14 protein-coding genes are annotated in these 12,423 nt (G+C 64.5%); 2 read left to right on the top strand and 12 right to left on the bottom strand.

Annotation, left to right across the window (positions count from 1 at the left end):
- Nucleotides 1-56: 56 nt before the first annotated feature.
- The 12 genes from APH30_RS27900 to APH30_RS12960 all read right to left on the bottom strand — a co-directional run bounded on the left by APH30_RS27900 (nt 57) and on the right by APH30_RS12960 (nt 9,504).
- Entirely contained in the window at nt 57-236 is a 180-nt protein-coding gene (locus APH30_RS27900; RefSeq protein ID WP_082416164.1) for a DUF2256 domain-containing protein, read from the bottom strand.
- Nucleotides 233-1,759, bottom strand: coding sequence for a cryptochrome/photolyase family protein (locus APH30_RS13010; RefSeq protein ID WP_054912791.1), 1,527 nt, complete (start codon nt 1,757-1,759; stop codon nt 233-235). Before APH30_RS13010 ends, APH30_RS27900 begins: the two co-directional genes overlap by 4 nt.
- Before the next feature lie 8 nt (nt 1,760-1,767).
- Entirely contained in the window at nt 1,768-2,073 is a 306-nt protein-coding gene (locus tag APH30_RS13005) for a DUF6482 family protein (RefSeq protein WP_054912788.1), read from the bottom strand.
- Nucleotides 2,070-2,612, bottom strand: a complete 543-nt coding sequence (locus APH30_RS13000; RefSeq protein ID WP_054912787.1) for a DUF3833 domain-containing protein — start codon at nt 2,610-2,612, stop codon at nt 2,070-2,072. Before APH30_RS13000 ends, APH30_RS13005 begins: the two co-directional genes overlap by 4 nt.
- A gap of 1 nt (nt 2,613) precedes the next feature.
- Nucleotides 2,614-3,156 (bottom strand): chalcone isomerase family protein, encoded by a 543-nt coding sequence (locus tag APH30_RS12995; protein WP_054912790.1) that lies wholly within the window; start codon nt 3,154-3,156, stop codon nt 2,614-2,616.
- 83 nt (nt 3,157-3,239) lie between these two features.
- Nucleotides 3,240-4,604, bottom strand: a complete 1,365-nt coding sequence (locus tag APH30_RS12990; protein WP_054912786.1) for a sensor histidine kinase — start codon at nt 4,602-4,604, stop codon at nt 3,240-3,242.
- Entirely contained in the window at nt 4,601-5,263 is a 663-nt protein-coding gene (locus APH30_RS12985; protein WP_009685546.1) for a response regulator, read from the bottom strand. Before APH30_RS12985 ends, APH30_RS12990 begins: the two co-directional genes overlap by 4 nt.
- A 2-nt stretch (nt 5,264-5,265) precedes the next feature.
- The gene (locus APH30_RS12980) at nt 5,266-5,907 is read right to left on the bottom strand and encodes a hypothetical protein (protein ID WP_054912785.1); all 642 of its coding nucleotides are present in this window, start codon (nt 5,905-5,907) and stop codon (nt 5,266-5,268) included.
- On the bottom strand, nt 5,904-6,710 hold the full coding sequence (locus tag APH30_RS12975) for an SDR family oxidoreductase (RefSeq protein WP_054912784.1): 807 nt from the start codon (nt 6,708-6,710) through the stop codon (nt 5,904-5,906). The genes APH30_RS12980 and APH30_RS12975 overlap by 4 nt, the downstream gene beginning before the upstream one ends.
- Nucleotides 6,697-7,377 (bottom strand): TenA family transcriptional regulator, encoded by a 681-nt coding sequence (locus tag APH30_RS12970; RefSeq protein WP_029887138.1) that lies wholly within the window; start codon nt 7,375-7,377, stop codon nt 6,697-6,699. The genes APH30_RS12975 and APH30_RS12970 overlap by 14 nt, the downstream gene beginning before the upstream one ends.
- A gap of 8 nt (nt 7,378-7,385) precedes the next feature.
- Nucleotides 7,386-8,837 carry an AMP-binding protein gene (locus APH30_RS12965; protein ID WP_054912783.1) on the bottom strand — a complete coding sequence of 484 codons (1,452 nt, stop codon included), beginning with the start codon at nt 8,835-8,837 and terminating at the stop codon, nt 7,386-7,388.
- The gene (locus APH30_RS12960) at nt 8,827-9,504 is read right to left on the bottom strand and encodes a thermostable hemolysin (protein ID WP_054912782.1); all 678 of its coding nucleotides are present in this window, start codon (nt 9,502-9,504) and stop codon (nt 8,827-8,829) included. The genes APH30_RS12965 and APH30_RS12960 overlap by 11 nt, the downstream gene beginning before the upstream one ends.
- A 168-nt stretch (nt 9,505-9,672) precedes the next feature.
- Between APH30_RS12960 and APH30_RS12955 the strand changes: the two genes are divergently transcribed.
- Together APH30_RS12955 and APH30_RS12950 are read left to right on the top strand one after the other, a co-directional pair.
- A complete protein-coding gene (locus tag APH30_RS12955; protein ID WP_054912781.1) occupies nt 9,673-10,728 on the top strand; it encodes a HEAT repeat domain-containing protein in 1,056 nt (351 codons plus the stop codon).
- A 78-nt stretch (nt 10,729-10,806) separates the two neighbouring features.
- On the top strand, nt 10,807-12,423 hold the full coding sequence (locus APH30_RS12950) for an ATP-binding protein (RefSeq protein WP_054912780.1): 1,617 nt from the start codon (nt 10,807-10,809) through the stop codon (nt 12,421-12,423).

Below are 12,423 nucleotides of genomic sequence, written 5' to 3'. Positions count from 1 at the left end.
GCGCCAGGCTGGCCGATGTCGCGCTGCCCCTGGGGCCTTTGGCAACCACCCTGGTTCTAATGCCGATCTGGGCCTTGGCCCTGCCCTTGCTGGTGCGCCTGGCCGCGTGGCGCTGAGCGGCGACAGCGCTCGGAACAATAACGCACCTCGTCCCAGCAACGCGCCCAGCGCTTGCGCCAGGTGAATGGCCGGCCACACACCACGCACACCTTGCTTGGCAGGCTTTGCTTCTTCACAGCGGCCTGCCTGCATCCAGCTCGGCGAGCAACTGCTCGCCACGTTGCCACACACCATCACGGCGCGCGGCAGCCATGCGGTCGAGGTTGCGGTACACCATTGCCAGGCGCGGGTTGGCTGACAGGCGTTGACGGTGGCGGATAAGAAAATGCCAGTACAGCGCATTGAACGGGCAGGCATCGGCTTCCACCACCTTGTCTACCCGATAGCTGCAGGCCTTGCAGTGGTCGGACATCCGCTGGATGTAGCGCCCACTGGCGCAATACGGTTTGGAGCCCAGGTAGCCACCGTCGGCATGCATCACCATGCCAAGCGTGTTGGGCAGTTCGACCCAGTCGAATGCGTCGATGTAAACCGCCAGGTACCATTCACAGATGGCGGCAGGCGCGATGCCTGCCAACAGCGCAAAGTTGCCGGTCACCATCAGCCGCTGCACGTGGTGCGCGTACCCAAGCCGCAGCGTTTGCCCTATCGCTTGCGCCATGCAGCGCATGCGGGTGTTGCCGGTCCAGTAGAACTCGGGCAAGCCGCGGGCGTTGCCGAAGTGGTTCAATGTGGCGTAGTCGGGCATGCGCAGCCAATACACACCGCGGACATATTCACGCCAACCGATCAGTTGGCGGATGAAACCTTCGGCGGCGTTGAGCGGCACCCTGCCTTCGCGCCAGGCCTGTTGCACGTCTTCGCACAACTGCCGCACATCGAGCAAGCCTATGTTCAGGGCCGCGCTGATGCGTGAATGGAAAAGATACGGCTCACCTTCGGCCATGGCGTCCTGGTAGTCACCGAATGCCGCCAGACCGAAGTCGAGAAAGTGCTGCCACAGCTCAAGCGCCTGCTGCTGGGTGACGGGGTACTCGAACCCGTCTATCTCGCCGTAGTGGTCGCCGAAGCGCTGGCGTACCAGCGCCATCACCGCCAGGGTAATGGCATCGGGCGTAAAGCGCGCCGCGAACGGAGCGCCCAGGTTCCGAGGCAGTGGTTTACGGTTTTCACTGTCGAAGTTCCAGGTGCCCCCGGCAGGGCTGCCATCGGGCTCCAGCAGCAGGCCGCACCGCTTGCGCATACCGCGATAGAAATGCTCCATGCGCAACTGCCGGCGACCCTCTGCCCAGCGCGCGAAGGCTTCACGCGAGCACAGAAAGCGGGTGTCGCGGTGCCACGTCAAGGGCAGCCCGGACTCGCGCAACGCGTGCTCGAGCCGCCACTCGCCACATTCGGTCAGGTCGATCTGCGCCGCGCCAAGCCGTTCGCGCCAGCGGCGCAGCTCACCGACGATGGTGCCGCTATTGTCGCTGTCATTGATCGGAACGTAGTGCACTTGCCAGCCGCGCTCGCGCAGCGCCTGGGCAAAGTGGCGCATGGCACTGAAAATGAGCACGATCTTTTGCGGGTGATGGGGCACATAGCGCGCCTCGCCCTCCACCTCTGCCATCAGGATAGCGTCCTGGGCAGGGTCCAGTGCCTTCAGGCTTGGCAGCTCCAGCGATAACTGGTCACCCAGCACCAGGCCCAGGCGCACGGGGCGGCCTACCACTGGCTGGCCAGGGTAATCGGCACGCGCAACGGTGCAATGGGGCCGTCACGTTGCCCGCACATCTCATCATGCACCGACTGCTGCACCAGCACGCATGGCACCTCGGCCATGTCAGCCAGCAAATCGCGCAGTTCGGTAGTGGAGCGCAGGCGCACAGGCTGCCCCTGCGCATCGCTCAGGGTAACCGGGCCGGTTGCGGTAATTGCACGCAAAACGTAGAAACCACCTTCCAGCGACAGCACTTCAAGCTCTTCGATTTCGCCAGCATCCACGTGCTGGGCCAATGCATTCAGGTTCATGGCGTAGCCTCCGGCAGGCGGCGGAAGAACAGCGTGATCTGGCCGATCTCCACACCTAGTTTGCTCATGCTCGAGCGGTTGATCAGCGTGTCGTCATCCATCAGGTACATCCAGTCGTCCAGGTCCACCTCCCAGTGCTTGCCGTCCACCGGCAAGTCCAGCCGGTAGCGCCAGCGCAGCGCATTGCCCGCCACTTCGCCACGGGCCTCGCCGATCACGTCGCCGGCCGTGCCCCGCCAGCGCCCAGGCCCGTCCGGCACCAAGGTCCAAGTGCGCTGTTGGCGCGTGCCGTCGCTGTACACGAAGTGCTCGTCGAGAATCAGCCGCTCACCTTCCCGGTGGCTGTCGATGCGCACATGAAACCGCTTGACCACCTCGCCGGAACGCTTCTGGAACATGCCCCAGGCCTGAACCGGCCGGGAGAAGAACGCCGCCAGGTCGAGCTTGGGTTGCTCACCGGCATAATGCTCGACCCCCACGTTGCCGCAACTGCCCAACAGCAGGCAGCCAACCAGTAACAGCGCTTTGCCAACGTTCATGTCACGGCTCTCCATCGGTGCCGGCCAGCCCAAGCAAGCGCTGCCGTAATTGTGGGTCCCTGGCATTCGGGCCAAGCCAGATGGCGAAGAATGCCCGTGCGAAGACAGGGTCGGTGATTTCGCGGCTGAGTTTGCCGTCAACGTAAAAACGGCAGCCTTGGCCCGGCAGGTAAACACCTGTTATGCGCATGCCAGGGCTTACGTCGACGAATGCCTGTTGCAGCAGCCCGGTCAGTTGCGCGCTGCGTTGTGCCGTCATGCCGCCCCCGTCGAGCCTGCGCATTTCTGCAAGGCTGGCTTCGACCAAGGTGTCTCTGGACAGCGAGCGGTGGTAACGCAGCTCCAGCGCGAACGGCTCATCCCAGCGCTGCACGGGGCCGGCCGCCCACAGCCGCGCACTGTACAAACGCAGGCCCCACCAGCTGAAATCGCCTTCACCCAGCCGTTGTGCGGCCGGCACATCCGCACGCCAGTCCGCCACAGCCGCCGTGGCCAGGGCGGTCAGCAACAGACACAGGGATGTGAATCGGGCTGGGACTGCCATGCTGGCCTCGGCTGCCATGACTAATATTGTACAAACATAGCAGCCTGTACAGGTTTGTCACCCGCAATGTACAGCTTTTTGCATCAGTTCAAAGGCAGCCGCAGGGTTGCCGCCAAGCCACCGCTCGGTCGGTTCTCAAGGTGAACATGCCCGCCCAGGCGGTCAATGATGGTGGCGACAATGGACAGCCCCAGCCCGGCACCGTTGGGGCTGTTACGGCTGTAGAAGCGCTCGAACACCCGCGCTATGTCAGCCGGCTCGATCCCTGGGCCATCGTCCTCCACAATCAGCTCGAAACGGTTTTCCAGGCGCCTGAGCAGTACGCTGATGCGCCCTCCCGGGGGCGAATGCTCGACGGCGTTGGAAACCAGGTTCTGGAACGCGATGGTCAACGCACCGGCGTCGATGCCCAGGTGGTGCTCACCCTCACCGATATCCAGCGATGGCTCCAGGCCGCGGTCGAGTATCCAGGGAGTCAGCTCGGCCATGGTGTCGGTGACCACCTCACCCAGGTCGACCTTGACCGCGGCCTGCTGGCCCAGGCGCGGCTCGACACGGGCCAGGGTCAGCAACTGGTTGACCACCCGGGTCAGCCGGTCCACACCGCCAATCAGAAAGCCCAGCGCCTTGCGCCGTTCGGCCTCGCTCGCGGCCTCGAGTGCGTTCTGGGCATGCAGGCGCAACACCGCCAGCGGCGTGCGCATTTCATGGGCGGCGTCGGCAATGAAGCGGTGTTCGCGCCGCAACATGTCTTCGATCTGCGCCAGCAGGCGGTTGATGGCCGCTTGCATGGGTTCCAGCTCCGAGGGCAATGGCGCCAGGCGCAAGGGTTCGAGTGAATCGGCGTGGCGTGCGCGAATGACCGTGGCCATGTTCTGCAAGGGGCGCAGCCCCCAGCCGATCGCGACCCAGACCAGCAACACCAGGGCCAGGCTGCCGAGCAGGAAGGGGAACAAGGTATGGCGCACGATCCGGTCGATCAGGTCGTAGCGCACATCATCACGTTCACCCACCCAGATGACCCAGTGCTTTTCCGGCACCGGTAACACGAAGCCGCGCCATTGCCGGTCACCACTGGAAAAGTCGTAGAACCCAGGTTCGGACGGCGGCAGCGACAGCTGCGGGGCACTGGGTGTATGCACCAGCAATACGCCCCCCTCACCCCATACCTGGAATGCCAGCTTGCTTTCGTAGGGGTGGCCAACCCGGTGGTGGCCGGCCTGGGCCAAGGCGTCGTTGAACGCCTGGTACATGGCCTCGCGCGAGCCGCCCTGGACCGGCAGGCTCATGACCCCCTGCAGCAGGCGGGCATTCTGCGCCAGGTGGGCGTCGTACACTTCGTTGATCTCATGGCGACTGTCATGATAGTTGTACAGCGTCAGCAGGCCTGTCCCCAGCAGCAACAGCAGCATGACCCGCCACAACGTCCTTCGCCGCAACGAGGTCATGCCTTGCCCTCGACCAGGTAGCCAATGCCCCGCACCGTGCGGATCAGGCCGTTGTTGAGCTTTTTGCGCAGGTGGTAGATGTGCACTTCCAGGGTATTGCTCTCGGGTTCTTCATCCCAGCCATACAGCAGCTGGGTCAGGCGTTCGCGGGTGAACACCTTGCCCGGCTGCGCCAGCAATTCATGCAGCAAGCGGTACTCCTTGGGGGTCAGTATCACTTCCAGCCCTTGGTAATGTACCTGCTGGGTAGCGGGGTCGAGCATGACCCCGGCATGCTCGATCAATACCTTGGCACGCCCGGCGCTGCGCCTGAGCAAAGCCCGCAAGCGGGCCTTCAGCTCGTTGAGGTCGAACGGCTTGACCAGGTAGTCGTCAGCGCCGGCATCCAGCCCGGCGATGCGATCATCCAGGGCGTCCCGCGCGGTGAGGATCAGTACCGGCAAGCTATTGCCAGCGCCTCTCACGCGCCGAAGCACCTCGATGCCATCCAGGCGCGGCAAGCCCAGGTCCAGGATGGCCAGGTCGAATGTTTCATGCAGCAGCGCGTGCACGCCATTCTGGCCGTCGCGCAACCAGTCGAGCGTATAACCCTCCTGGCGCAAGCCATCACAGATCCCCTCCCCCAGTGCGGTATCGTCCTCAACCAGCAGTAGCCGCATGTTCAGTCCTGTTTGTCCTTGATTGCCTTGAGTAAAGCCGCGATATCCGCCCGCCGGCCCTGGTCCGCCAGTTCACGCCCCGGCCGCGGCGGCGCCTGCATGGCCTTGTGCAAGGCAGCAGTGGCTTCAGCGTAGCGCTTTTGCCGGTACAAGTGGTCGGCCCAGAAATAGTTGCTGTCGATGCCGTTGGGGTTGATCTTGAGGGCTTCGCGCAACAGCTGGTCCGCCTTGTCGCCGTCACCGAACCCTATCGGCCAGCCCGGCACCTGGTCGTAAAGCGTGCCAAGGCTGGTATAGGCCGAGCCCTGCAGGGCATCAGGGTCCAGCTTCATGGCCTGCTCCAGGCTGGCCTTGGCTGACTTGACCTTGCCCAGCGCACCAAGCCCGCCCACGGCGCCAGCCCAGCTGCTGTTGATGATGCCTTCCCAGATCAGCGGCTCGGGGGTGCCGGGGTGCTGCCTGACGAATGCCGCCGCCTCACCGGACAACCTCTCGAAAGCATCAGCGCGCTGGGCCTTGGGCGTCTGATACTGGATTTGTGCCCAACGCTGTTGCAGCGCGCTGAGCTGCTGGTTTCCGGCTGGGTCCAGTGCCCAGGTGAACGGGGTGAACGCCAGCAGGCTGACGAAGGCCAGTCGCTTCATTTGCTCGACTCCTTGATATGGCCGCCAATGTAGCGGCGAATGACAGGCAATTGCTTGCGCAGGGCACGGTCGACCACCCCTGGCAACATGCCGTTGATGCGTACGAAGAGCTTTTCCGGCCACCCCAGGTACAGCTCGCTGCGCTCCGACTGGACGGCCACGAGCACGGCGCGGGCGACATCGGCCGGGTCGTCCATGCCGACCTTCAGCGCCTGGTTGAGCGCGGTGGCGGCGCTGCTGTTCATGGTGGTGCGGGTGGCCCGCGGGGCGGCATACAGCACATTCACCGTGGTATCGGCCAACTCGCGGCGCAACGCCTCGGAAAAACCGCGCAGGGCGAACTTGCTGGCACAGTAGGTGGCGTAGCCGGGGTAGCCGATCGAGCCGTAAGTGGAACCGACATTCACCACCAGCGCCTTGGGTTGCTCGCGCAGCAGGGGCAGGCAGGCACGGGTCAGCTGCAGGGGCGCCTTGATGTTGATGTCGAGCAATTCATCCAGCGCGTACTCGTCCAACTGGTCCAGCAAGGCAAAACGGTTTACACCGGCGGCATTGATCAGCACATTGACCCCGCCCATTTCACGGGCGCGGCTGACCACCTGTTCACGCCCGGTCGGCGTACGCAGGTCGGCCGTTTGCCAACGCAGGCGCTCAGGGTAGCGGTTCATCAGCCCCGCCAGCTTGCCCATGTGCCGGCTTACCGCCAGGACCCGGGCACCGGCTGCACACAATTGCTCGGCCAGTTCCAGGCCGATGCCGCCACTGGCCCCGGTCAGCACCACCACCGACTCATGCAAGCGCATGCTGCACCTCGGCATGCTCAGTGCGTGGCAAACCTTCGAACATGGCGGTATACAGCTGGTACACCACCTTGGCGGCGTGCAGCACCGCCTGCTGGTCGGCCACGTCGTCCAGCCGGTCCATCAGGCTTTTGTAGGTGACCATGTGGTCCTGGTCCAGCGCGCCGTGGGAACTGAGGTAGCTGAAGGCCTGGTTGGGCAACCCGAGGGTGCTCTGGATCGCCCCGGCAGCATGGGTGGCCAGGGCGATGCTGGTGCCCTCCAGCACGTTGACCATGCCGAACAACCCCACCGGGTTGCCCCGTGCGATAAGGTCGTACAGATAGGCAACCATCAACTCGATGGGCAAGGCAGGCCGGCCGTCGCGTACCGCCTCCCAGTCACCGCCACAGGCCTTGATATCGTTGAGGATCCACTGCTCGTGGCCGTACTCCTCCTGGATGTACTCGCACACCGCGCCGCGCAACCACTCCAGCCGCGCCGGCAGCCGCGCGCCGCACGCCATCATCAGCGGCACGGTATGGCGCACGTGGTAATAGGCCTGGGTGAGGAAGGCGATGTAGCTGGCCCGGCTGACCTGGCCGGCCAGCGCCTCGCGAATGACCGGCACCGCGAACAAAGCCTGACGTTCGTGGCTGGTTTGCAGCTGCAGGGTGTCGAAAAATGACATGGTAGACCTCATGACGGAATGTCGGACAACAAGGATTGATAACGCTGCAGGATCGCCTCACGGCGTGGGCGGCCATTGGCGGTCAGGGTGTGCTCGGCGACCGAGAATGGCGCTGGCAAACGCCGCCAGGCATGCACCCTGGCGTAGTCGGGCAAACTGGCATTACTGTGCTGCACGGCCTGCTCAATAGCCGCGTCTGTGGTGCCCGGGGCGAGCGGCCAGAGCAAGGCCACGTTGCGCGGCATGCCCTCGCCATGTACGAACGCCTGGGCGATCACCCCGCTCTGGGTCAGCTCGGCTTCTACCCATTCAGGGTTGACGTTGCGCCCGAAGCTGGTGATGAACTGGTGTTTCTTGCGCCCGTTCAGGTGCAGGTAGCCTTCATCATCGAAAAAGCCCAGGTCGCCGGTGGCCCACCACGCGGTTTGGCTGGGCGTGTCGCCCAGATAGCCAAGCAGCAGGGTCCCGGCAACCAGCACCTCACCGTCTTCGGCGATGCGCACCTGCACATGCGGCAAAGGCCGGCCGACACTGCCTGGGCGCACCGCACCGGGGCGGTTCAGCGCCACCACAGAGGCACATTCCGACAGCCCGTAGCCCTCGAATACCGGCAAGCCTACGGCCTCGGCCCGCGCCAGAAGGCTGGGCGCCACACGGGCGCCACCCACCGCAACGAAACGCAGCATGCCAACCCCCATCAGCCCGCGCTCGATTGCCGTGACCAGCCCCAGCAGCAGTTGCGGAACCAGAATCAGGCTTTGTGCGCCGCTCAAGGCGATGGCCCCGAGTAGCCGCTTGAAATCGACCTGGCTGGCCCCCCCCATGCCCAACTGGGCCTGTGGGTACAGCATGACACTGGCCCCTGCCAGCAAGGCGGCGTAAACGCCCAGGTTCTCCAGCAACACGCCCAGCGGAAGCACAGCGAGGTAGCGCCGAGGCTGCGTAGGCCGGCTGGCCTGTTCCAGTTCGTGTGCGACCCGCAGCATGGCCTGCGCGCTCAGGCACACGCCTTTGGGGTTGCCGGTACTGCCAGAGGTGTAGGTGACCTTGGCGGTGCCTTCAGGCAGGGCCACCGCAGGCAGCGCTGGCCGCGACCAGAAGCCTTGCTGGTCGACGAAACCCAACCGCCCGAGCGAGCTCTCCCAGGCGGGCGGGCCGAGCACCAGGCTGGCGCCGCTCTGTTGCAGGCAATGCTCCAACTGGGTTGGGCTGAAGAAGGTGGGCACCGTCACGCAGGCGCGCCCCGAGACCAACGCGGCCAGGTCCCACAACAGCAGTTCGGGACCGTTATCCAGCCCCAGCACCAACACACCGGCCTGACGCTGGCGCAGGGCCTCGGCACGCTGTAGCACCTCGGCAAGCAACTGCTTGTAGGTGTAGCGTGCACTGGCCCCTTCCAGCGCGGGCGCATCACCATGGGCCAGCAATGCCTGCCAGAAACGTTCAAGTTCAAGCGGCATGGCCGGTCTCCTCGTCCAGCACCGGAAAGCCCAGGCGGCGAAACACACCAGCGCTATGCAGCAAGTCGAAGCCCTGGCCGATTTCGCCCGCGTACACCTGCGGATGCTGGGCGTAATAGCTGCCCCATTGCGCAACGGGCTCGTCCAGGCGTGCCGGGTCGGCCTGCGCCAGCACGGTAGGTGCCAGGCCCAGGCGCTGGAAACTGTTGATCAAGGTGGAGGCACCGGTGAACGCCACCCACTTCAGCCCACGGGTGGCAAGCAGCCAGGTCACGGCGGTGATCATGATGCGTGCGCTGCCAGCGCTCAGCGACGCCAGGTTGCCGACCTCGACCATGCACTCGCGGGCAACGGGCAGGCTGGTCAGGCGCGAAACCGCGGTTTCCAGGGGCACGTCCAGGTAACGCTCGAGAAACAGCGGCCCACTGCTGGCCGGGCGCAGACCCGCCGCCGCGATCAAGTGCCCGTGGCTATCACGCAAGGCCAGCAACTCGGGCAGGTAATGGTGTACATCGGCGTGGTGAACTTCAGCGAAACAGCGATGAATGAACTGCTCGAGCGCCTCCCGGTCAGGGTCGTCCGGCAGGTGCAGGGACAAACAGCCGTGATGCGCTGCATGGGTGCCTATCGGCAATGGGAGCAGGTGGCTCCAAAGGGTATGGGTCATGAAACTCCCCCCTGATTAATGGGTTGGGCGAAGTATCAGTGACGAATCTGAAGGGAATCTGAAGCCGGCTGAACAAACGCCCGGAAACCGAACGGTCGATAGCCAAGCCGTTGCTTTTATCTACCGCCTGGCCCAAGCTCAGCCCTTCTTGCCGCCATGGACCCCCCGATGCCCAGACGCAACCGCTACCTGATCGCCGTGCTGCTGTTGATCCTGGTATCGGCCCTGTTCGGGTACCTGTGGCGCGATACTCCGCCAGCCCAGCCGGCCTTGCCGGCGCATAGCTATGCCAAGGCCTTGCGCCAGGCCCACGACGGTCGGCCTGGCGCTGCCAGGGTGCTTTACCAGCAGTTGCAACGCACCGACTTGCCCGCCATCCGGCGCGCAGCCCTGTACGCCGAGCTGCCCAACTACCCTTCGCCACTGGCCTTGAAAATCGCCCGGCAAGACCTGGAACACGCCGAGCCACTGGTGCGCCGTGCCGCCATCGCAGGTATCCGCCGGCTGCTGCCTGCGGCGCAGCGCAGCCTGGTGCTTGGCCCGCTGCTGGACGATGACGACCAAAGCGTGCGCTTCGCTGCCGTGGACGCCTTGCTTGGCCTTTCCCCGGATGACATAGGCCTGTATTTCGGCCCGCTGCAGGCGGCCCTGGAGCAATACCAGCAAGCGCTGGCGCAACAACCCGAGGAAGCAGATGCGCAAGTGCACCTGGCGCGCTTGTACATGCACGAAAATGACTACACCCAAGCTGCGGTAGCCCTGCAACGTGCGTTGACCGTCGCCCCAGACAACCTCGATGCGCTGGCCACCCAGGTGCGCCTGCTGGAACGTCAAGGCCAGCACGATGCCTCACGCCAGGTGCTCGGCAAGGCATTGGCCCTGAGCCCGGACTCGGCCTTCCTGCAATACCAGCTGGGGCGCTGGCTGATCCGCCACCAGCAACGTGAGTACGCCTTGCTGGCACTGTCCCGCGCGGTTGAACTGGACCCGGACAACGTCGATTACCGCTATACCCTGGCGGTGACCCTGCATGCGCTGGAGCAACTTGATGCGGCGCAGAAGCAGCTGGAAACCGTGCTCAGCCAGCAACCGGCCAACCGTCGCGCGCGGGTGTTGCTGATCCAGTACTGGAAAGAATCCGGCCAACTTCAGAACGTGCAGGTGCTGCTGGCCGAGCTGGAGCAGCAAAACCCGGATGACCCCGCCCTGCAGCAAGGCCTCTAGGCCTGCCTGAAACCTGTTGAACCCTGAGCCTGTGCCCAGGGTCCAGTGGTTATCAGGCCACTCTGCAGGAGAATTGCCTTGGCCAGTTCGTTGGCGCTGGATGAACGTGCGTTGATCCTCGCCCCACCACCGTTGGCGGCGCAAACCTCGCACCTGCTGTCGGCGGCCGGCATCAATTGCCTGTGTGCCACCGACCTGGCGCACCTGCATGCGCGCCTGGCAGAAGGCGCCGGCCTGGCGATCATCGCCGAGCAGGTGTTCAACGCAGGCCCTAGTACCCTGCTGCAGGCCTTTATCGACCAGCAACCGCACTGGTCGGATCTGCCCATCGTGCTGGTGACCCAGGGTGCATGGTCGGCCAGCCGCGTGCACAATCACCCGGTCGGCAACCTTACCCTGCTGGTGCCCCCTTTCGGCGACGACCAACTGCTGCACATGACCCAGTCCGCGCTGCGCCACAGGCGTCGGCAGTACCTGACCCGCGACCAGCTAAAAAACCTGCAGCAGCGGCTGGATAACGGGCTCGCCCAGCCTGATGAGCCGGCGGAGCGCTACGCCCAGGCCCGCTTCCAGGCGCGCAAGATGGAAGCTATCGGCCAACTCGCTGGCGGCGTGGCCCACGATTTCAATAACCTGCTCACCAGTATTGGCGGCAGTTTCGAGCTGATCGACCGGCGCCTCAAGCAAGGCCGCTCCGACGGCCTGGACAGTGTGTTGCGCCTGGGCCGCGAAGCGGTGTCACGCGCCGCCCGCCTGACCCACCGTCTACTGGCCTTCTCATGCAGGCAGTCGTTGCACAGCCGATGCGTCAACCTGCACACCCTGTTGCAGACCAAGCAGCTGAAGGCTCAACTCAAGCCTGGGATAAAGCTGCAGGTGAGCATCGCCAAAGGCCTGTGGAACGCGGAAGCTGACGACCAGCAATTGCGCGAGGCCCTCGACAATCTGATCCTCAATGCCTGTGAAGCCATGCCCAGCGGTGGCCTGCTGCGGATCGAGGCAACCAACCAGCCTATCTACAGCAGCCCCATGGCCGACGGCCCCCTGACCGCCGGCGATTACCTGCGCCTGAGCGTGATCGATAACGGCCAGGGCATGGCGCCAAGCACACTGGAGCACGCATTCGAACCCTTCTTCAGCACCAAAGCGACCAGCCAAGGCATCGGCCTGGGCTTGTCGATGGTGTACGGGTTCAGCAAGCAATCCCATGGCCATGTCACCCTGCACAGCCAAATTGGCAAGGGCACGCGGGTAGACCTGTACCTGCCGCGTCACATCGACCAGGCACCCTCGCCCGCCCAACCGCTGGTGCCTGCGCAAGCGACACACGGCTACCGGGTGCTGTTGGTCGAGGACGACCTGCATGTTCGCGAACTGCTGTGCCAGGCCCTGCGTGACAATGGCTTCACGTGCCTGAGTGCGGCCAACGCCGAGGAGGGGCTTGAGGTGCTACGCGCCTCGCAACCCATCGACCTGCTGATCAGCGACGTAGGTTTACCCGGCATGAACGGTCGGCAACTGGCGGAGATTGCACGTAGCTTGCGCCCCCGGTTACCGGTGCTGTTCATTACCGGCTACGCGGAAACCGCGATGGCGCGCGAGGGCTTTCTGGGGTGCGATATGCACCTGATCTGCAAGCCATTCGAACTGCGACAGCTGCAGGAACAGGTGGCCATGATCCTTGGCCAACCCTGA

The organism is Pseudomonas sp. NBRC 111127 (assembly GCF_001320345.1).
GTDB lineage: Bacteria > Pseudomonadota > Gammaproteobacteria > Pseudomonadales > Pseudomonadaceae > Aquipseudomonas > Aquipseudomonas juntendi.
The sequence above is the reverse complement of the archived record's forward strand: the minus strand, read 5'-3'. Positions and strand labels throughout refer to the sequence as shown.

Bases quoted from the DNA above. Each gene is read 5' to 3' on its own strand.
- APH30_RS12970 (WP_029887138.1), bottom strand. From the start codon at position 7,377: ATGTCATTTTTCGACACCCTGCAGCTGCAAACCAGCCACGAACGTCAG.
- APH30_RS12985 (WP_009685546.1), bottom strand. From the start codon at position 5,263: ATGCGGCTACTGCTGGTTGAGGACGATACCGCACTGGGGGAGGGGATC.
- APH30_RS13005 (WP_054912788.1), bottom strand. From the start codon at position 2,073: ATGAACCTGAATGCATTGGCCCAGCACGTGGATGCTGGCGAAATCGAA.
- APH30_RS12975 (WP_054912784.1), bottom strand. From the start codon at position 6,710: ATGCGCTTGCATGAGTCGGTGGTGGTGCTGACCGGGGCCAGTGGCGGC.
- APH30_RS13000 (WP_054912787.1), bottom strand. From the start codon at position 2,612: ATGAACGTTGGCAAAGCGCTGTTACTGGTTGGCTGCCTGCTGTTGGGC.
- APH30_RS12995 (WP_054912790.1), bottom strand. From the start codon at position 3,156: ATGGCAGTCCCAGCCCGATTCACATCCCTGTGTCTGTTGCTGACCGCC.
- APH30_RS12980 (WP_054912785.1), bottom strand. From the start codon at position 5,907: ATGAAGCGACTGGCCTTCGTCAGCCTGCTGGCGTTCACCCCGTTCACC.
- APH30_RS12990 (WP_054912786.1), bottom strand. From the start codon at position 4,604: ATGACCTCGTTGCGGCGAAGGACGTTGTGGCGGGTCATGCTGCTGTTG.
- APH30_RS12955 (WP_054912781.1), top strand. From the start codon at position 9,673: ATGCCCAGACGCAACCGCTACCTGATCGCCGTGCTGCTGTTGATCCTG.
- APH30_RS12965 (WP_054912783.1), bottom strand. From the start codon at position 8,837: ATGCCGCTTGAACTTGAACGTTTCTGGCAGGCATTGCTGGCCCATGGT.
- APH30_RS12960 (WP_054912782.1), bottom strand. From the start codon at position 9,504: ATGACCCATACCCTTTGGAGCCACCTGCTCCCATTGCCGATAGGCACC.